The sequence below is a fragment of the Paraburkholderia sp. SOS3 genome (genome assembly GCF_001922345.1).
Classification (GTDB): Bacteria; Pseudomonadota; Gammaproteobacteria; order Burkholderiales; family Burkholderiaceae; genus Paraburkholderia.
This window is the reverse complement of the sequence record NZ_CP018812.1, coordinates 1,203,785-1,222,676: the sequence shown is the minus strand read 5'-3', so window position 1 is coordinate 1,222,676 and position 18,892 is coordinate 1,203,785. Positions and strand designations below refer to the sequence as shown.

The window sequence follows — 18,892 nt, the reverse complement described above, 5'->3', positions numbered from 1 at the left end:
GCGATGCCGCAAAGACATGCGGACGAGAGCATGTCGGAATCTGCGGCATTGCATACACATACGAGACTGATTTTATCTTCGGACAAGACTAGGAAAGCAAAACACTGACGTAAAGTGTCGGCTCGTGTACGTAACACACAGATTTCGTACAAAGGCGCCCCGCCTGCTCGATGGCTTGCCGGAGCGCGTCGCCTTGACGCGCGACGCGGGAGGACGGCTGAACGGAAAACCGCCGCACTGCGGCATGCGATATGCGGCCCGACGCATGTGCTACTGCCAGCAAAATGCGAGGTAGGCCAATCCTTTCCGTCAACGCAAGGAGGAACCCGTGTCACAACACCCTACGCACGCGCAAGACCATCGGCATCCGGGCCAGCCGAACCCGATCGATATCCAGAAGGCGCTGTCCGGCGTCCGCTATCCGACGACACGCGAAAAGCTCGTCGAACAGACGCGCCGAAACCACGCGAGCACCGACATCGTCGACATCGTGAGCCGCCTGCCGGACCGCAACTACGACAGCCCGGCCGCCGTTGAAAAGGAAATCGCCCACGAGCAGTGACTGCCGAATGCGCGAGTTGGGCATAGCGTTTGCGCTTTGAATGACGCAGCACCCACGCAACCCCATTCCCAGGGAGGGACGATATTATGAGCACGCTTAACCCGCAAGGCGCATCCAACTCAGGCGCAGAAATCGTAGGCGGTGGAGTCGGCGAAGGCCCGGGTCCGGACGTCATGGCCGCAGCTACGCTAGACGGCAACAAGGTCATAACGTCGGATGGCGAGCACGTCGGCAAGATCTCGGACATCATGCTCGATGTGCGCAGCGGCCGCGTCGCGTATGCGGTGCTGTCCGAAGGCGGCTTTCTCGGCATGGGCTCCACGCTGCACGCTATTCCATGGAACGCGCTCACGCTAGACACCGCGGAAAAGTGCTTCCGCGTCGATATTGCAGCGCAACGCATCAAGGACGATCCAGGCTTCGACAAGGACCACTGGCCGTCGATGGCGGATTCCACATGGGGCGCGCAGATGCATCAGTATTACAACCGCCAGCCGTACTGGTCCGAAGCGCCGCTTGGGAGCAGCTCCGCTGCGCAACGTCAAGGGACGGATGTGCAAGGTCTCTAGGCCGGGATCTCGCCGCTCCGGCTCGGACGGCTCAACAACCCGCTGTAGTGGCGCGGATGCTGTTTTGGTCCGCGCCCTGCACCGTCGCCAACGCGCTGTGAGGCGACAAGCTGCGCCGTCTGCTGCGGCCCAAATAGAAGAAACTCTGCGCAGCGGCACCGTTCTGGCGGCGGCATATGCTTCGCGCAACGCCCGGTCGGGCCGATCGCGCGAACCACTTGGCGTAGTGATCATCTGTTGTAAAAAGGAGTTGCCAAATGGGAGTGATGCCGGGAGTGATGCCGCTCACGCTCGATTGGCGAGACGTATTGATCCGTATCGGGCTTGCCGTTATTGCCGGCTTGCTGATCGGCTTTAACCGCGGCGAGTCCGGAAAAGTCGCCGGGCTGCGAACGACATTGCTAGTTTGCCTCGCCGCGTGCCTCGCGATGCTGCAGGTCAATGCACTGCTATCGCAAGCCGGGAAAGCGCCCTCGTCGTTCGTTACGCTCGATCTGATGCGTTTGCCGCTCGGCATTCTGTCCGGCGTCGGCTTTATCGGCGCGGGCGCGATCCTTCGCAAGGATGGACTCGTCAAAGGGGTGACGACAGCCGCCACGATGTGGTTTGTGACCGTCATCGGTCTGCGTTTCGGCGGCGGTCAGCTGGCACTCGGCGCAATCGGCACCGTGCTCGGAATCGTGGTGCTCTGGTTTCTCAAGGCCGTCGAAGATCGCATTCCGCGCGACACTCAAGCCGAATTGACCGTCGTCTACGATAAGGGCCTGTTTTCCAGAGATGCACTCGTTCAATCGCTTGCGAAGCAGGGCTGCACGATCAATGTAGTGGAGAGCGCGTCACAAACGGTCAGCAGGCGCATCGAAGAGCGTTTCGAGGTCCATTGGCACAGCCAGCCAGATCTGAAACGCGTGCCGCCACTACAGGAAGCGGCAGCGGCAGCGGGCGCTCTGGAAATCAAATGGTCCATCGTCCGCTGAAGCGAAGCATCGATTCGTGACCGGGAGACAGCAATGAGCGAACGCTTTAAAACTCACGACCGCGTGAGCTGGAACACGCCTCAAGGCACGACCTATGGCGAGATCGTGCGCATGATCACGCAACGTACGACGTTCGCCGGTCATGCGGTGGCCGCATCGAAGGACGACCCGCACTATGAGGTGGCGAGCGAAAAAAGCGGCAAGCACGCCGTACATCGCGGCGAAGGACTGCGCAAAGCGTAAAAACGAGATCTCGAAACCAGACCGCGAGGGGTCGATCCATCTCGTCGATGGAGGTCTGGCGACCGCTAACCGGATGTCTGCGCGAACCCCGCGATTTCCGCACCCTGCATTCGAGACTGCTCTTGCGCACGTTCGGCCGACGACGTAGGCATGACAACGGCATCGCCATCCACCACGACGATGCCGTTTACCTCGCATCTCGTCTCGAGTACCGCGCGCCGCCGGCCCGTCAGTATCTCCTTGACCGTAACCATTGCGCAAACCGTTTCGCCGATCCTGACGGGACGCCGAAAGCTCAGGTTTTGCGAAAGATAAATGGAGCCGGGGCCTGGCAGATGCGCAGCAATGGCGGCGGAAATAACGGACGCCGACAGCATGCCGTGCGCGATACGACCGCCGAATCGCGTTCGCTTCGCATACTCTTCGTCGAAATGCACAGGGTTCCGGTCGCCGCAAGCGCCGGCAAACAGGAAGACGTCCCGCTCCGACAGCGTCTTCGTGAAGCGCGCATTCATGCCCACTACCAGGTCTTCGAGATCGTATCCGCCAGCCTCATTCATCGCTTGATGTCCCTTTCGCTCGTTTGTCGTTCATTCGTCTTTCATTCAGGAAAACTTGCTTTCTGCCTGCTCACTTACGCCTATCGTTGCGAAAATCCTGCTTGCCACGTTGAAGCCATACTCCACGGCAAGCACGCCGGCATGAGGTAACGCGCTCAGTATCGCGTCGACAACATCGCGCCTCGACGCGCCGAGCACTAGCGCTTCCCTCACATGCGCACCCAGAACCTCCGCGTCTGCGTTTCGCGCAAGACACGTCAGGCATGCAACATCCGAAAGCCGTGAAGCTCGAGCTGCTTCGACCGAATCGAACCGGCTGGTTGTCGATCCCATCTGCGCGAGGTATTGAGCAATGAGCGGCGATAGGTCCGCTATGTCTTGCGGCAAGGCGAAAGCGGACAATTTGTCTGCAGGCTGGTGTGCCATTCGCACCTCGACCTGCTCAGCCGCCTGAGACGCCACCGCTCCGTCGTATGAGTCTCCGCCTGTGGCCTCGTCGAAAACGTCCAACGCAATTCTTGTAATGGGAAGAACGAGCGGCCAGCCGATATAACCCGTCAGCTGGATCAGCACTTCAGTCAACTCGCTGCGCGTCCAGCCGAGCCGAACGCAGGCCCTGAGGTGCAGTCTGACGGCAGACCACCGATTTTCGCAAGCCATGGTGATGGCCAACGTCGCAAGCTGGCGATCCTTGATCGATAGCGCGGGCCTGTTCAAGGCGGTGCCATACGCGACATTGGCGAATACTTGGCGTAGCTCCGCAGGCAGCGAATCGAATTGTTCATGCTGACTGCGCAGCCATTGCGCCAGGTTTGTTTCGCGCAATGCCACCTCGCGCACGAACGGAGATTTCTTATGCGTAACATCGATGCCTCGCTCGGCAAGCATGACGCAAACCATGCGAATGCCGGCTAACGCCACGGGAATTCCAGCGTAGACCGATGTGTGCAATACGGTCTCGAGCAATTCTTCGGCCGACCATCCCGTATTCAACATGCCGCTCGCATGATATTTGAACGCGGAATCAGCGTTGCCCATCGTAGCTAGCACAGCGACGGTAACGAGTTCACGATGCTTGAGCGCGAGCTTGGGACGGGCAATGATTTCGGCATACCCCCCTTCGACAAGCAATCGCTTGAAGTCCGGATCGAGGCGATCCAACGCCGCGCTCAGGCTGTCGAATCCCTCGTCGCCTATCGTGCGGATGACCGCCATGCCGCGTTCGTACATCGAGCCTCGATGCTCTGGTGCGCTACGTGAATCGCGCATCGGGTTCGACTCTCTTTCCTGTTGCCGCATTCAGACTGCCTCTATTTTCTGTTCGACTGTTCAAACGCTATTCATCCATGGCGAAGCCATCGTACTCGATTAGCAGTCGCGTGAGGTTCGTCCTGTTCGTCAGAAATCTGAACTTTTGTGAAGTTCGATCGCTGCTCTTAACGGCGCTAATAGAATCGTTCGGGCGGTTCCTTTAACGGTTCTTAGCAAGGACCGCTCGCATCACCATAACCAGGAGAATCCTTTGCAGAAGCTTCGGGAAAAGGTTGCGCTCGTTACCGGCGGAAGTTCAGGAATCGGACGGACAACTGCTTTGCTGATTGCGAAAGAAGGCGCCATGGTCGCCGTCGCATCGCGGCGCGAGAAGGAAGGGCAAGACGTTGTCGACGCGATCCGCAAGTCGGGCGGCGAGGCCATTTTCGTTAAAACGGATGTATCGAAAGCCGACGACTGCGCAAACGCAGTCGCGCGGACCGTCGACGCGTTCGGCAAGCTTGACATCGCGTTCAACAATGCAGGAGTCGAGGTGTTCGGCAAACCAGTCGCCGAGACCGACGAGTCGACGTGGGACTACGTCGTGGGGACCAACCTCAAGGGAATGTTCCTGTCGATGAAATACGAGATTCCCGAGATGCTCAAGGCCGGTGGCGGATCGATCGTCAACATGTCGTCGACCTATGGACTCGTTGCGTCCGCATTCGGCGGATGCGGCTACCACGCCTCCAAAGCCGGAATTATCGGACTCACTAAAGCCGCGGCGCTTGAATATGCGAAACAGCAGATCAGAGTCAACGCGATCTGCCCCGCTTTCGTCGCCACGGCGATGGTCGAGAAATTTCTCGAAGAGACCGGCATGACCGATCAGATCAAAGGATTTCATCCGATCGGCCGGCTCGGCACCGAAGATGAAATGGCGCAAGCGGTCGTGTTCCTTTCCAGTGATGCGTCCTCATTCATCACAGGCACCGCGCTTTCGGTGGACGGTGGCATGGCAGCTGCGTGAAGCTCAACTAAAGCGGTAATCAGAAATTCCTGGTGACACACATATGGATACCGAACTGTTAGATCTTGTCGTCGATTCGATCACGGACCAGCCCGAACTGTTCGAGATCGGCCAGCCGATCCCGTTAGGCCGTGTCCCACGCAAGATGCATGCGTGGACGATACGCCGTGAAAACCATGGCGAACCGCAAACGGCATTCACGAAGGAAATCGTCGATGTGCCCTCGATCGGCGCAAACGATGTGCTCATTCTCGTGATGGCCGCAGGCGTCAACTACAACGGTGTCTGGGCCGCGCTCGGTCAACCGTTCTCCGTTCTGGATCTGCATGACGATCCCTATCACATCACTGGCTCGGATGCAGCCGGCATCGTGTGGGCAGTCGGATCCAATGTGCGGGCATGGAAAGTCGGCGACGAAGTGATTGCGCATTGTTCGCAAATCGACGGCGACGATGAGGAATGCAATGGCGGCGACCCGATGCTCTCGCCCTCGCAACGTATCTGGGGATACGAAACCACGTACGGTTCGTTTGCGCAATTCTCGCGCGTTCAGGCGACGCAACTGATGCCGCGCCCCAAACACCTGACGTGGTCGGCCAGTGCGTGCTACACGCTGACGCTCGCGACCGCTTACCGCATGCTCTTCGGCCACAAGCCGCATGTGCTCGGGCCCGGACAATCGGTCCTCATATGGGGCGCCGCGGGCGGGCTCGGCACGATGGCGATCCAGCTCGCCGCATTGGCAGGCGCACGCCCCGTTGCCGTGGTGTCGGACGACTCCAAGGCTGAATTCGTCAAAAGCCTCGGTGCGGTGGGTGTGATCAATCGCTCGCAGTTCTCATGCTGGGGCGCGCCGCCAGCCATCGACTCGACCGCCGAATACGCCGCTTATATCGACGGCGTCAAGAAATTCGGCAAGGCGATCTGGCAAGCGCTAGGCGAAAAGCGCGATGTCGACATGGTGTTCGAACACCCGGGCCGCAACACGTTCGCCGCTTCCTGCTACGTCGTCAAGCGCGGCGGCATGGTCGTGTTTTGTGCAGCGACGAGCGGCTACGACCTCACCTGCGACGCACGATACATCTGGATGCGTCAGAAGCGGATTCAAGGCAGCCATTTCGCCAACCTTAAGGAGGCCGCGCAGGCAAACCGGCTTGTGATGAGCGGCCGCATCGACCCGTGCCTGTCCGAAGTCTTTCCATGGAACCGGTTGCCCGAGGCCCACGCGAAGATCCGCAACAACCTGCATTTGCCCGGAAATATGGCCGTGCTCGTGCAGGCCAGCAGCAGCGACGATCTCGACGCGGCGCGTCGCGCATGAGCGGCGAAAGCGGCAAAAGTACCGTCCTTCGGTGCGCCATCGAGTAGCGAGAACAGCATGGAAAATTCCAAAGCAAACGCCGGACGGCTGGCCATTATCGGCATGTCGTTCCGGTTTCCCGGGGCCGCCTCGACGGCAGCCGCTTACTGGGCGTTTCTGAACTCGGGACGATCGGCGATTTGCGAAACGCCGCGCGAGCGTTTCGATATCGACGCTTATTATTCGCCCGACCCCGATGCACCCGGCACGACCTATTCGCGTGTGGCCGGTTACGTCGACGATCCGTTTCGCTTCGACCGCAAGTTCTTTCGCACATCCGAAGCGGAAGCGCTGGAAACGGATCCGCAACAACGATGGATGCTCGAATTGACGTGGGCGGCGCTCGAAAGCGCGGGACTTGTGCCGAGCGAGTTGCGCGGCAAGCGAGTCGGTCTTTTCATGACGACCGGCGAAGCCGACTACGGCCGCAGAACGATATGGTCGGGCGATCCGGCCGGCATCACCACGTATTCGAAGCTCGGCAATCTTCGCGCAATGGCGCCCGGACGCGTCGCCCATCTGTTCGGCTTTAGCGGCCCCGCGCTGTTCGTCGATACGACCTGCTCGTCGTCGCTGGTTGCGATCCATCTCGCCGCGCAAAGCCTGCGCGCGGACGATTGCGATATCGCAATCGCGGGCGGCATCAATCTGATTCTCGGGCCCGAGGAGACGATCGGCGTCGCACGCTTGCAGGCAATGTCCGCCTCGGGACACTGCCGCCCGTTCGACGCGGACGCCGACGGTTATATCCGCGGCGAAGGCGGTGGAGTCGTCGTCATGAAGCGTTTTGAAGATGCGCACGCGCATGGCGATCGCATCGACGCGGTGCTGGCCGGCTCCGCGATCAATAGCGACGGCGCGAGCAATGGGCTGACCGCGCCCAATGGCGCCGCTCAGGAAGCGGTGATCCGCCACGCGCTCGCGCGCGCCGGCGCACGCCCCGAAGAAGTCGCATACGTCGAGGCGCACGGCACGGGCACCTCGTTGGGCGATCCGATCGAACTGTCGGCGTTGCGCAACGTCTACACGCAATCGGTTGCAAGGCAAAACGCAATCCTTGTCGGTTCTGTCAAGGCTCAGGTGGGCCACCTCGAAGGCGCCGCCGGCATGGCGGCGATCATCAAGGCGATACTGATTCTGCGTAATCGCTACGTGCCGGCCCAGGTGAACTTTTCGACGCCGAATCCGCGCTTCCGCTGGGAAGGCGCGCAGCTTGAAATTCCGCAGCACGGCAGGCCGCTCGAGGGCGGCAAGCCGATGGTCGGCGTCAGCGGCTTCGGCATTACGGGCACCAATGTCCATCTGATCCTCGCGACGCATGAAAGCGGCGCCGATGCGGCGGTCGCCAGCGTCGAGCGCGAACGCGTGCTGACGCTGTCGGGCCGCTCGCCGCAAGCAAGAGAGCGGCTCGCGTCGGCGTATCGCGAATGTCTTGTCGATACCGCGATGCCGCTGCGCGACATCTGTCATACGGCAAGCGTCAGACGCGACCATTTCACGCATCGCGTTGCACTCGTCGGTACGACCCGACAGGACTTTATCGACGCCATGGACGATTTCCTCAATGCCAGCCCGTCCGGTAAATGGCACGCGGGCGACGCGCCCAAAAAACAGCGGCTTGCTTTTCTGTTCCCCGGGCAAGGCGCGTGGCAACCGGGCGTTGGCGCTGAACTCTATAGCGGCAACTGGATCTTCAGGCAATTTGCGGACGCCTGTTTTAGCGAACTCGAAGTACAGACCGCGCGCGACGTGCTCGACGCGATTCTTGGCCGCGATCCGGCGGCGGTGCGCCATCATCCGGGCCAGCTTGCGCATTTCGTCGTCTGCTATTCACTGGCTCGCACATGGATGGAACTGGGGCAGCGGCCCGACCTCCTGATCGGGCATTCGCTTGGCGAGCATGTCGCAGCCGTGATCGGTGGTGTCATGACGCTCGCGGACGGCCTGAAGGCCGTCGAGGCGCGCGGCCGTCTGTTCGATACGCAGACGCCGCGCGGCGCGATGCTCGCGGTGGCCGCCGGTGTCGAAGAACTATCGCGGCAGTTCGAGTTCGGCACGAACCTGTTCGTCGCGGGCGTGAACGGACCCGAGCAGACCGTCGTAAGCGGTACCCAGGAAGCAGTGGCGCAAGTGCAGGACGCCATGACGGCCGCGGGCAAGCGCGTTTCGTTGCTGAAGACCTACGACACCCCCGGCCACTCGCCGATGCTCAGATCGATGCGCGACGCGTTCCGGCGGGCGCTCGAGTCCTTGACGCTCGCGCCCGCGCGCATCCCGATCGTATCGACGCTGACCGGGCAACCCGCAACCGCGCAGCTAGCGAACGTCGAACACTGGCTCGATCTCGTGGAACAGCCGGTGAGATTCGCGCAGGCGCTGCATCTTGCGTCGGACGGCAGGACCACGTTTATCGAAGTCGGGCCTGGCGCAGCGCTTTCGAAACTGGCACGCGCCAAGGCGTCGGGAGATTGGCAATGCGCGATCTCATCGCTCGCCGATGGCCCCGACGGTGACGAGGAATCCGAAATGACCGGATTCGCCCATGCGTGCGCGCACCTTTACAGCGCCGGACATGCCGTCGCATGGAGCAAGATGTATGGAAACGCGCCTCCGCCCGCCGAATTGCCAACCTATCGCTTCGACGAAGAGCGCTTCGAACTGCCATTTCCGCAGCGCAAGCAGGCTGCCCCCGCGCACTACGTGGAACAGCTTCAGCACGAAATCGCGGAAATCGGCGTAGCCGTTGGTAGCGCCTCAGCGTCTGCGGATGCCGCGGATCAAGGCACGAACAGTGAGCAGCTTCTCGCGACGATACGTACGATCGCGGCTTCAGTCGCATCGGACGCAGTGAGCCTCGTGGACGATGTGCCGCTCGTCCAGTTGGGCATGGACTCGCTTGCAATGACCGAATTGCGCGTTCGCCTGCATCAGGCGTTCGGAAAAATGCCGCCGATGTCGATGCTGGCGCGAGGCGCGTCGTTGATCACGCTCGCCGGGTTCTTCGCAGCGTCGCGATCGCGTTGCGCAACTGAAGCGAGCGAAACGACGAAAACAGAAACGCGGCCCGTCGAAATCGACGAACGCGCGCTGGCGGTATCGCTGCGCGAAGGCTCGGGCCCGTTCATCGCGCTCGTCCATCCGATCGGCGGCGATGTCCTGTCTTACCAGGATCTCGCTTCGGCATGGCCTGGCGATCCGACCATCGTCGCGCTCCGGCATCCGTATGCGGACCATGACCGGAAGGTCGGCTATCTCACCATCGAACAGCTTGCGTCGCTCTACCGCTCTGCATTCGTCAGGGCAGTCGGCCGGATGCCCGATCTGCTCGGCGGCTGGTCGTTCGGCGGCCTCGTCGCGCATGAAATGGCTGCGCAATGGGAAGCGGAAGGATCGAATGCGCCGCCGCTTCTGATCGTCGACAGTCCGCTCTACAACGGAGCATTCGCGACACGTCTGAAAAACATCATAAAGGGTGTCGCTCGAGACGACGAAGCCTCGGATCTTGTCGACAGGCTGCTGGCCGACCCTCGCTTCGACTCGATGCTCGATAGCGACTTCTCCCTATCCGAGGTGCGCCGACGTGCGCATCCCGACGTCTTTGCGCACCTTGCACGCCTTCATGCTTCAAGCGCTGCAGCAGTTGCGCTGCATCGCCCCCGGCAGACCCGTACCCGCATCAGCTATGCGCTAGCTACGCGTGGTAAAGGCGGCGCCTCCGGCGAACACGTGGCCGCGCAGCTGCGCTTGCTGACAAACGGCGAAATCACCGTGAAGGTATTCGACGACGACCACGATTCCATCGTCCGCGCACCGTCTGCCGAAGGTCTCGCAAATTTTCTCGATGCCACGGCGGCTGGCGAAGAGCAGCTGTCGCGCGTAGCGCAAGCGTAGATGTTCTCCTTTTCTTAAGCTGGACCCTTAGGAGTAGAACCAGAATGAGCGACCAACTTCAAGCGACACCGATGGAAAGTACCGCCGTCAACGCGGATCAGATTCTCGCCTGGATTCAGGAGTGGACCGAGGCGAACAACCTGAAGGTGCCAGCCGATCTCGATCAGACTTTCGCCGAGGCGGGCTTCGACTCGATGCACTCGGTCGAACTGGCCTTCTTCCTCGAAGAACGGCTCCGGATAAAAATCGACGAGACCGTCCTGTTCGACTATCCGACCTTCGCCTCGCTCGCCGGGCATCTGGTGTCGCTCAGCAGCCCGGCCACCGCATCGGAGCCGCAGATCGCCGCGCCGTCGAACGGGTCCGCTGGCGGCGCCGGAAACTGGTAACCGCGCCACGCCCTCTATCCCTACTCATCGGAGCCCAAATGACGACGGAAGTAACCGGCCCTGATTCCCGGAGTCCAGCCGAAACGCTGGCGACGGGATGGGCCTCTCGCGTAGCCGGCTGCGGATCGGCGCTTCCTGAGCGCAGGATGACGAACCACGAACTCGCCACGATGGTCGATACATCGGACGAGTGGATCACGCAGCGAACCGGCATCAAGGAACGCCGGATTGCAGCGGATGGAGAAAACACCTCCGATCTCGCCACGCGCGCCGCGCTCTCTGCGCTGAAACAGGCCGGCATTCGCGGCTCGGACGTCGACCTCATCGTGCTCGCGACGTGCACGCCGGATCGCACCGTGCCGGCCAGCGCCGTTCGCGTGCAGGCAGCCATCGGCATGACCGCTGGCATCGCGTTCGACGTCCAGGCAGCCTGCTCGGGGTTTGTCTATGCGTTGTCGGTCGCCGACAACATGATTCGACTTGGCCAGGCACGCACTGCCCTTGTGATTGGCGCCGAAACGATATCGCGCATTATCGACTGGACCGACCGCAATAGCTGCGTGCTGTTTGGCGACGGCGCGGGCGCGGTCGTCTTGCGCGCCGAGCGCCAGACCGGGGGACTGCGCAAAGGCGTCCTGTCCACGCATCTGCGCTCCGATGGCCGGCATCAGGACAAGATTCGTACGGATGGCGGACCATCTTCGACGCAGACTGCCGGCAACATGCATCTCGAAGGGCGCGAAGTGTTTCTCCATGCCGTCGTCAATCTCGCCGAGGCTTCGCAGGAAGCGCTCGCGGCCAACGGGTTGACGCAGGCCGATCTCGATTGGGTCGTTCCGCACCAGGCGAATCAGCGCATTGTGCAAACACTCGGCGAAAAACTGCATCTGCCAAAGGAGAAGGTCATCCTGACGGTCGATCACCACGGCAACACGTCGGCCGCGTCGATTCCGCTCGCGCTTGCGGAAGCGGTGGAAGACGGGCGCATCAAGGAGAACGATCTCGTTCTGACGCCGACCATGGGTGCCGGTTTTACGTGGGGCGCGGCATTGATCCGCTGGTAACGCCGATATCGCCTGTCTGTACGCCAGGGCACAGAGCAGGCTTGTCCCATCGAGCATTATTACCGGTTGACACTGGTTTCCCAATCCCTTTACATCCGGGATTGGAGCGGCGTTTTTCCCGCGGTGAACCGTCGAGGAACCGAGGATGGGACGTTCTGCAATCAACCTGGCGCGCCGGTGCTGTCCGCCATTCACGCGTTTCGCTCGCGGTGCCCTGGCACTGCTTGCGACGCTTGCGATGCTCGTGCTGCCGTCGGTCGCTACCTGCCAGGCGATCTCCGTCTCGAAGCCGAAGGTTCCACCGGAACAGTACAAGGTAGGCATGTTCGTCACCGCGATCTATGCGGTCGATACTGCCGAGAATACCTTTGCGGCGGACTTCTGGATCTGGAGCGTCGGACGTCCGGCCACGAAGAATCCGCTGCAGACGATGGAATTCGTCCATTCGGATGCCATCACGAAGCGTCTGGAGAGCACGACGAAACGCGGCGACCTGTACTGGCGCCAGGTCAAAATCGTCGGCAAATTCAGGCAAGACTGGGATTTGCGCAATTTCCCGTTCGACGAACAGGTCGTTCACCTGACGATCGAAGAAGGCGTCGATGACACGTCGAGCATGGTCTATGTGCCCGATGTCGCGAACACCGGCTATTTACCGACCGCGAGCCCGCAGGGCTGGCGCATCACGGATCAGCGCATCGACGTCGGCACGACGCACTATGCAACCGAGTTCGGCGACCCCGCCGGCGGCAAGGGCTCCGATTACACGAAGCTCGAAATGACGATCACGCTGCAGCGCTCGAGCCTTGCGCTGTTTCTCAATCTGGCCGCACCGCTCTATGCGGCATTTCTGCTGTGCACAGTCAGCTTTCTGCTTCACAAGGACGATGGCCGCCCGCTGATCGAATCGCGCGTGACCCTGCTGGCCGGCGCGCTGTTTGCCGTCGTGCTGAACTTCCGCGCCGTCGCGAACGTGCTCGGCCACGAGCATCACCTGACGATTGTCGATCGCCTGAACATTGTCGTGCTGGTCGATATCGTGTTTGCCACCATCGTCACGATCACCGCGAGCATCTCGACGAACCGGGGCAGGAAGTTTTCGCTGATCTTCGAGTATGTATGCGGCGCGATCGTCGCGTTGACCTTCATCGCATTCAATCTGTTCCTGATCGGCGGCAGGAATTGATGGCGGCGCGGCGATCCGCGCCGGCCGCCACGACACTCAATTGCTGTTCTGCGCGAGCGCGCCATTGCTATTGTTGCCGCCGAACAGCGCCGTCAGAAAGTTCGCGTTCGATTGCGACTGCGCCATGATCGTGTTCAGTGCGGTGAACTGATCGTTGAATTGCGAGGTCAACTGCGTGGCGAAATCGTCGAGCGAGTCCTGCTGTTTCGCGAGGCTGGCGATATCGGCGGTCAGGTCGGCGGTGCGCTTCGAAATGATGCCCGTCGACGTCGACGTGTAATTCACCACCACCGAGTCGAGCTGCTGCGCAAGACCGTTCGTGTCGTTGAACAGCGCGCTGATCAGCGCCGGATCGCTCGACACGATATCGTCGAGCGTTTGACCGCTCGCGTTCGTCCCCATCTGTAGCTGCGCGAAGGGCTCGCCGCCCGTATCGGTCTGGAAATTGATGCCAAGCGACGCGAGCGTGGCCGACAACCCGCCGCTCGATACTGCGTCCCCCACGATACCGCCGAGCGACGCGCCGATCTGATTGAGCATTTCGTCGCCGAGCATCGCGCCGCCGCTGCCCTGCACCCCCGCGGTGCCTGGCGCAGCAAGCGAGTTCAGCTGATCGATAACGGCGTTGTACGCCGACACGAACGCCGACAGATCGCCTTCGACCGAGCTTTCGTCGGGCGCGACCGTCAGCGTCTGCGCTCCGAGCGTCTTCGTGTTGGTCGGATCGAGCGTCAACGTCACGCCGGAAATCGCATCGGTAATCGTGTTGTTCGGGTTCGTCACGAGCTGGCCGTCGACGTCCAGCTGTGCATCCTGCGCGCCTTGCGTCTGGTTCCAGAAGCTGTTGCCCGACGTGATCGTCGACACGCCGGCCGGAGGGCCCGGGTCCGTGCTGGTGCCCGACGTCACATCGAGATCCGAAAGCGCGCTGGGGCTCGATTGGCTCACGCTGACGTTGATCGTGTTCGCCGAGCCCGTGGTAGTCGATTGAAGGCTGAGCGACGCGCCATTCGCGCCCTGAATGATGCTCGCCTTGACGCCGGTGTTGCCCGATGCCGAGTTGATCGCGTCGGCGACGCCCTGCAGGCTATCGTCGGACGAATCGATATCGACGTTGAACGACTTCGCACTGGACCCGCTGCCAACCGAGATCGTGATGGTGCCCGTGCCCATTGCCGCCGTGTCCGCCTTCGAGAACGGCTGCGATGTGATGATCTGTGCCTGCGCGACCTGCAGCACATCGAGCTGATAGGTCTGCGCCACCGCACCCTGGCCGGCTTTCGCGGTAATCCCGTCGCCGCTCAACTTCGCCGAGAACGATGCCAGGGCATCGCCGCTCAGGAATGGGCTCAAGGCCCCCTGTAATCCGGACAACGAAGCGGACAGCGACGCAAGACCGCTGATGTCGGTCTTGTCTATCCCTGCCTGCGCGGTCAACGCCGCGTTCGGACCAGCGATTTGCGCGTTCACGAGGGCCGAGACGAGCGAGTTGACGTCGACGGTGCTGCCGGTCGATTGGGAAATCAGCGATTGGGCGGCCTGCTGAACGGCGCTGGCCGCCTTCTGGGCAGCCAGCGCCGCTTGAGCGCCAACGGATGTAGTCGACATTTGAAAAGCTCCATGTGGCCTGAGCGGCCGGTAACACGTCCTATGCGGTATAGGGCGTTGTGCGGTCACATACCGCGGATGAGCCGAACTGCACGCCCTGCCGGCTCATCCGCGTTCGCCGTTAAGCGACGACGCCGGTTACTGCAGGAGCTTGAGCACCTGTTGCGGCTGCGCGTTCGCTTGCGCGAGCACAGAGATGCCCGCTTGCTGCATCACCTGCGCCTTGCTCAGGTTCGCCGATTCCGTCGCGAAGTCGGCGTCGCTGATCTGCGAGTTCGCATTCGACAGATCGGTCGACTCGTCCTGCTGAGACTGCGAGATCCCCTGGAAGCGGACCTGCGCCGCGCCGATCACGGCCTGCAGGTTGTTGATCGTGGCGATTGCATTGTCGATCGACAGCACCGCGTTATTCGCACCGACCGTCGTGCTGACATCGATGTTCGCGACCGATGTCGGCGTGGTGAGCGCGTTGACGTTGGCGAGCACGCTGTTTGCCGGCTGCGCGCCGGCTGCGGTCGAACCGATCGTGCTGGTCGGCGTGGCGGCGAACGAAATACCGGTAACAGCACCGCCGGCGCTAGTGGTCAGGTTGAAGAGGCCGCCCGTTGCGGATGCCGGAACCGCGTTGCCGTTCTGATCGATGAACTGCAGACCGCCGGAACCGTTCGCTTCCACCGTAATCGACGTGATCGCGTTATTGGTCGACGAGGTCGCATCGAGACCTGTCGACGGGTCAATATCGATGTCCGAGATCTTGCCGAACACCGTGCCCTTCGCCGCGCCGCTGCCTCCGGCAACGGCTGCCGAAATCGAGGTCAGTTCGTTGGTCGGCGTGAGCGCGCCGGTGCTGTTCAGCGACAGCGACGACACGCCGTTGGTCGTGGTCGTCGTGAACAGCGATGCCGATGCCGCCGCCGAGATCGCGCTGCCGTTCTGATCCTCGAACGTGAAACCGCCGCTGCCGTTCGAGACGATGCTGATCTGCGTAATCGCACCTGCGCCGCTCGCTTCCGTGCCGTCCGCATTCAGGTTCAGGTTCGAGATCGTGCCGAGCACCTGGCCCGATTCGGCGATGCCGCCGCCGAGCGATCCCGCCGAAACGCCCTGACTCAGGTCCAGCTGGACCGTCTGGCCGACGTCCGCGCCAACCTGCACGTTGATGATGCCGGACGTGCCGTTCAACAGGTTCAGGCCGTTGAACGTCGTGGTGTTGGAGATCCGGTTCACTTCGGCGATCTCCTGCGACACTTCCTGCTGCAGCGCCTGCTGGTTCGCCGTCGTCAGCGTACCGCCCTGTGCTTCGTTGGCGAGCGAGCGGATCGTCTGCAGCGCGGTGACGATTTGCGTCAGACCGGTGGAAGCCGTCTGCGTCAGCGACACGCCATCGTTAGCGTTTTGCACGCCCTGATTCAAACCCTGGATCTGCGTTTGCAGCGTGGTGGAAATCGCAAGACCAGCAGGATCGTCCGCCGCGCTGTTGATGCGCTTACCCGATGACAGACGCTGGATCGACTGATCGAGCAATGAGTTCGACGTGTTCAGGTTCTGCTGCGCGACCAGCGAGGAAATATTGTCGTTAATAAAAAGAGACATGCGGTACTCCGTAGAAGGGTAGTCTGATCGTTGACAACGTTGACGTCGGCGGAAGCGCTTATGCATTGCTGGCCACCTTAGCCTGCGTTGACGGCAAGGGCGCACCATGCTTGAGAAGCAAAGGCCGCCCATGCCCGCAAAGACAAAAGAAAGTCGTCGCATAGTCAAACTCCCGGCTAGCCGTTGGCCCAAGATAGCTTCGCCCAATGGACCTAAAGGGAGAAATAGATATGAAAGGAGTCGAAAGTCTCCTTCGATCCAAGAATTTGGATAACGAAAGAATATCTATCGCAAACGCTTCAGATATCTTCGCCGCACACAAGGACAGCGCCTCAGATTTCCATTTATTACTGGCTTCGTTAAACGAACGTAACCACGAAAAAGCCAATCAGAAAATCGCTGCAAGCTTTGCAGAAACATTGGCGTCGGACGGTGCACTGCGCAACAAGCTCACTAGTCGCGAGTTCGCGTCGTGCCTGATCGCACTAGCGAAGTGGGACGATGAGGTGTTCCAGGCGGCCGCTGTCCGACTCGCCGCACGCATCGAAATAGACAGCCGCCTTTGCGATTCATTGAGCGGCGCTCAGATCGCAGACTGCCTGACCGCTTTTGGCAAATGGCACAAAGAAGAGGCATGCCGCCGAGCGGCTTTGCGTTTGTCGATGCGACTTGCCGGCGATAAGACTTTGCGTCTGACGCTTGATGCGCCCGACGTCATCGAATGTCTGAACGCGTTGTGCAAGTGGGACAAGGAGCCGATTTGTCGCGCTTCAGGCATATACCTCGCGGCACGCATTTCATCTGATTCGCCACTTTGGAACGATTTGAGCGGACACGAAATCGGCATTTGTCTAAATGCATTAAGCAAATGGCCGGATCACGAAAACAGCGTAAAGGCGGGAGCCTATCTCGCGAAACAGATCGTGACGAACGACAGGTTGCTGTCGCGCATGAACGGCCATGCAATTGCCAACGCTTTGTATGCGCTTGGTAAATGGCACGGTAATGAAGCCGTTTTCTTTGCGGGAAGGCGGCTCGCCTCCCGTATTGTTACCGATGAAACGGTCGTAAAACAGTTGAATGGAGTTCGCCTCGCAAATTGCCTCAGCGCTTTAGGCGAATGGGCTTTAGACTCCGCTTGTCAGCGCGCTATCGTTCGACTCGCAACGCGCGTTGTCGAAGACGGTCCGTTGCGACACAATCTGAATGGCCGGCATGTTGCCGTGTGCCTGTACACGCTCGCAAAGTTGCATACCGATAAAACGTGCCGTACAGCGGCGGGTCAATTGTCGCGGCGGCTTGCAACGGATTCTTCGATATGCAACCGTCTTAGCGCCAAGCATGTAGTCAATTGCCTTACGTCGCTTGGCGATATGGAAGACGATCCTGCCTGCCGATCGGCAGCAGTCAGGCTTTCACAGCGCCTTTCGTCGGATAGCGTGCTCGTCGCACAGTTAGGCGGCGAAGCCGTTTCTAACTGTTTGACGGCCTTGTCCAAATTCCAGACCGACGTCGCTTGCCGCGATGCCGTAACACGGCTCTTACAGCGAGCGGCGGCACATGAGGCGCCACATGAACGCCTCGACGCAGCGGTCGTGCAACGCAGCTTTAGTTGAGTTGTCAGGTACGTAGCATGATGCATTTCGTCAAACAGGCAACCCAGGATAAGTCAGCCAAGACCGAAAGCGAGTGGTGTGATCTCGTAAGAAAGAACTGGAGCATGGAGTGCCAGTTCGAGAAAGGGGTCACGCGCGAACTTCTGACCGCGTCCTGGTACATGGGCGATCTTCGTTTCGAGGCCGCGGAACTGTCCGGTCAACAGTGGACATGGATGCCCGGCCCCGGACTCGACGGCTGGCGAAAGAATACGCTGCTGTTGTTCCTGATCGAGAGCGGGACGATCGAGATCGAACAGGATGGCAACCGCGTCGAACTCGGCGAAGGCTCGCTGCTGCTCTTCGACGGCAGCATCAAGTACACGCAGACCGCGCGTGCGGACTCGCGCGGCATGATCCTTCGCGTATCGAAGGCTTCGCTCGAAACGCGAGGAAAGGTTCTGTCGAGCCGTGAGATGTTCGTGGCCGATGCTGCGTCGCCTGACGTCGCGTTGCTGAAGTCTCTGATCGCAGGGGCGGCGGCTTACGGTGAACAGTGCAGTTCGTACGGTGCACGGCTCGTTGCGGAGCACCTGACCGACCTGATGGAAATCATCACCGATGACCTGGCGGCGCCGAAACGCGTCACGAGCTCAGATGCCCTGCTCAGGCAAGCCAAGCGCTTTATCGAGCGCAACGTAGCGAACGAACAGATCGACATCGACTTCGTTGCCGCCGCAATGGGTGTTTCAAGGCGCTATCTAACCAAGCTCTTCGAACGCGACGGATCTTCCGTCATGCGTTACCTGTTGCAGCAACGGCTTGCGAGAGCGAACAAGATCCTCACGAATGGGGATAATCGCGTTCGCATTAGCGACATCGCGTGGCAATGCGGATTTGTAAGCGCGGCCCACTTCAGCAGGGTCTTCAAGAAACAGTACGGCACGAGTCCCACCGCGATCCAGCGCGTTCGACCCGGTCATTCGGCCAAGTAAGCATTCGGCCCTAAGCGCG

At 60.8% G+C, this 18,892-nt stretch carries 16 protein-coding genes; 12 read left to right on the top strand and 4 right to left on the bottom strand.

Annotated elements, in window-relative coordinates; translation table 11 throughout:
• Positions 1-328 precede the first annotated feature (328 nt).
• The 4 genes from BTO02_RS25480 (at position 329) to BTO02_RS25465 (ending at position 2,351) form a co-directional block, all read left to right on the top strand.
• Complete coding sequence (locus BTO02_RS25480; RefSeq protein ID WP_075159942.1) at positions 329-562, top strand: DUF2795 domain-containing protein; 234 nt, start codon at positions 329-331, stop codon at positions 560-562.
• Between the two features lie 86 nt (positions 563-648).
• Positions 649-1,131 carry a PRC-barrel domain-containing protein gene (locus tag BTO02_RS25475; protein WP_075159941.1) on the top strand — a complete coding sequence of 161 codons (483 nt, stop codon included), beginning with the start codon at positions 649-651 and terminating at the stop codon, positions 1,129-1,131.
• A gap of 257 nt (positions 1,132-1,388) precedes the next feature.
• The gene (locus tag BTO02_RS25470) at positions 1,389-2,108 is read left to right on the top strand and encodes an MgtC/SapB family protein (RefSeq protein ID WP_442953507.1); all 720 of its coding nucleotides are present in this window, start codon (positions 1,389-1,391) and stop codon (positions 2,106-2,108) included.
• Positions 2,109-2,141: 33 nt separating this feature from the next.
• On the top strand, positions 2,142-2,351 hold the full coding sequence (locus BTO02_RS25465; RefSeq protein ID WP_075159939.1) for a DUF2945 domain-containing protein: 210 nt from the start codon (positions 2,142-2,144) through the stop codon (positions 2,349-2,351).
• A 65-nt stretch (positions 2,352-2,416) separates the two neighbouring features.
• Here the strand turns inward: BTO02_RS25465 and BTO02_RS25460 are convergent, their stop codons facing one another.
• The gene (locus BTO02_RS25460) at positions 2,417-2,911 is read right to left on the bottom strand and encodes a MaoC family dehydratase (RefSeq protein WP_075159938.1); all 495 of its coding nucleotides are present in this window, start codon (positions 2,909-2,911) and stop codon (positions 2,417-2,419) included.
• Between the two features lie 45 nt (positions 2,912-2,956).
• On the bottom strand, positions 2,957-4,141 hold the full coding sequence (locus BTO02_RS25455; RefSeq protein ID WP_232243670.1) for a carboxymuconolactone decarboxylase family protein: 1,185 nt from the start codon (positions 4,139-4,141) through the stop codon (positions 2,957-2,959).
• 292 nt (positions 4,142-4,433) lie between these two features.
• Between BTO02_RS25455 and BTO02_RS25450 the strand changes: the two genes are divergently transcribed.
• The 6 genes from BTO02_RS25450 to BTO02_RS25425 all read left to right on the top strand — a co-directional run bounded on the left by BTO02_RS25450 (position 4,434) and on the right by BTO02_RS25425 (position 13,082).
• Complete coding sequence (locus tag BTO02_RS25450; RefSeq protein ID WP_075159937.1) at positions 4,434-5,192, top strand: SDR family NAD(P)-dependent oxidoreductase; 759 nt, start codon at positions 4,434-4,436, stop codon at positions 5,190-5,192.
• A 43-nt stretch (positions 5,193-5,235) separates the two neighbouring features.
• A complete protein-coding gene (gene ccrA, locus BTO02_RS25445; RefSeq protein WP_075159936.1) occupies positions 5,236-6,513 on the top strand; it encodes a crotonyl-CoA carboxylase/reductase in 1,278 nt (425 codons plus the stop codon).
• A 57-nt stretch (positions 6,514-6,570) separates the two neighbouring features.
• Positions 6,571-10,443, top strand: a complete 3,873-nt coding sequence (locus BTO02_RS25440) for a type I polyketide synthase (protein WP_075159935.1) — start codon at positions 6,571-6,573, stop codon at positions 10,441-10,443.
• A gap of 44 nt (positions 10,444-10,487) precedes the next feature.
• Entirely contained in the window at positions 10,488-10,832 is a 345-nt protein-coding gene (locus BTO02_RS25435; RefSeq protein ID WP_075159934.1) for an acyl carrier protein, read from the top strand.
• A gap of 38 nt (positions 10,833-10,870) precedes the next feature.
• Positions 10,871-11,896 (top strand): beta-ketoacyl-ACP synthase III, encoded by a 1,026-nt coding sequence (locus BTO02_RS25430; RefSeq protein ID WP_075159933.1) that lies wholly within the window; start codon positions 10,871-10,873, stop codon positions 11,894-11,896.
• Positions 11,897-12,041: 145 nt separating this feature from the next.
• Positions 12,042-13,082, top strand: a complete 1,041-nt coding sequence (locus BTO02_RS25425) for a hypothetical protein (protein WP_075159932.1) — start codon at positions 12,042-12,044, stop codon at positions 13,080-13,082.
• Positions 13,083-13,118: 36 nt separating this feature from the next.
• Here the strand turns inward: BTO02_RS25425 and fliD are convergent, their stop codons facing one another.
• Both fliD and BTO02_RS25415 read right to left on the bottom strand, forming a co-directional pair.
• On the bottom strand, positions 13,119-14,690 hold the full coding sequence (gene fliD / locus BTO02_RS25420) for a flagellar filament capping protein FliD (RefSeq protein WP_075159931.1): 1,572 nt from the start codon (positions 14,688-14,690) through the stop codon (positions 13,119-13,121).
• A 138-nt stretch (positions 14,691-14,828) separates the two neighbouring features.
• Positions 14,829-16,283, bottom strand: a complete 1,455-nt coding sequence (locus BTO02_RS25415; RefSeq protein ID WP_075159930.1) for a flagellin N-terminal helical domain-containing protein — start codon at positions 16,281-16,283, stop codon at positions 14,829-14,831.
• 230 nt (positions 16,284-16,513) lie between these two features.
• Here BTO02_RS25415 and BTO02_RS25410 point away from each other — a divergent pair, with 230 nt between their 5' ends.
• Both BTO02_RS25410 and BTO02_RS25405 read left to right on the top strand, forming a co-directional pair.
• Positions 16,514-17,899 carry a hypothetical protein gene (locus tag BTO02_RS25410; RefSeq protein ID WP_156883982.1) on the top strand — a complete coding sequence of 462 codons (1,386 nt, stop codon included), beginning with the start codon at positions 16,514-16,516 and terminating at the stop codon, positions 17,897-17,899.
• 17 nt (positions 17,900-17,916) lie between these two features.
• Positions 17,917-18,873 (top strand): helix-turn-helix domain-containing protein, encoded by a 957-nt coding sequence (locus BTO02_RS25405; RefSeq protein ID WP_083615369.1) that lies wholly within the window; start codon positions 17,917-17,919, stop codon positions 18,871-18,873.
• Positions 18,874-18,892 lie beyond the last annotated feature (19 nt).

Bases quoted from the DNA above. Each gene is read 5' to 3' on its own strand.
- BTO02_RS25470 (WP_442953507.1), top strand. From the start codon at position 1,389: ATGGGAGTGATGCCGGGAGTGATGCCGCTCACGCTCGATTGGCGAGAC.
- BTO02_RS25410 (WP_156883982.1), top strand. From the start codon at position 16,514: ATGAAAGGAGTCGAAAGTCTCCTTCGATCCAAGAATTTGGATAACGAA.
- BTO02_RS25460 (WP_075159938.1), bottom strand. From the start codon at position 2,911: ATGAATGAGGCTGGCGGATACGATCTCGAAGACCTGGTAGTGGGCATG.
- BTO02_RS25475 (WP_075159941.1), top strand. From the start codon at position 649: ATGAGCACGCTTAACCCGCAAGGCGCATCCAACTCAGGCGCAGAAATC.
- BTO02_RS25430 (WP_075159933.1), top strand. From the start codon at position 10,871: ATGACGACGGAAGTAACCGGCCCTGATTCCCGGAGTCCAGCCGAAACG.
- BTO02_RS25465 (WP_075159939.1), top strand. From the start codon at position 2,142: ATGAGCGAACGCTTTAAAACTCACGACCGCGTGAGCTGGAACACGCCT.
- ccrA (WP_075159936.1), top strand. From the start codon at position 5,236: ATGGATACCGAACTGTTAGATCTTGTCGTCGATTCGATCACGGACCAG.
- BTO02_RS25435 (WP_075159934.1), top strand. From the start codon at position 10,488: ATGAGCGACCAACTTCAAGCGACACCGATGGAAAGTACCGCCGTCAAC.
- BTO02_RS25405 (WP_083615369.1), top strand. From the start codon at position 17,917: ATGATGCATTTCGTCAAACAGGCAACCCAGGATAAGTCAGCCAAGACC.
- BTO02_RS25415 (WP_075159930.1), bottom strand. From the start codon at position 16,283: ATGTCTCTTTTTATTAACGACAATATTTCCTCGCTGGTCGCGCAGCAG.
- fliD (WP_075159931.1), bottom strand. From the start codon at position 14,690: ATGTCGACTACATCCGTTGGCGCTCAAGCGGCGCTGGCTGCCCAGAAG.
- BTO02_RS25440 (WP_075159935.1), top strand. From the start codon at position 6,571: ATGGAAAATTCCAAAGCAAACGCCGGACGGCTGGCCATTATCGGCATG.
- BTO02_RS25455 (WP_232243670.1), bottom strand. From the start codon at position 4,141: ATGTACGAACGCGGCATGGCGGTCATCCGCACGATAGGCGACGAGGGA.
- BTO02_RS25425 (WP_075159932.1), top strand. From the start codon at position 12,042: ATGGGACGTTCTGCAATCAACCTGGCGCGCCGGTGCTGTCCGCCATTC.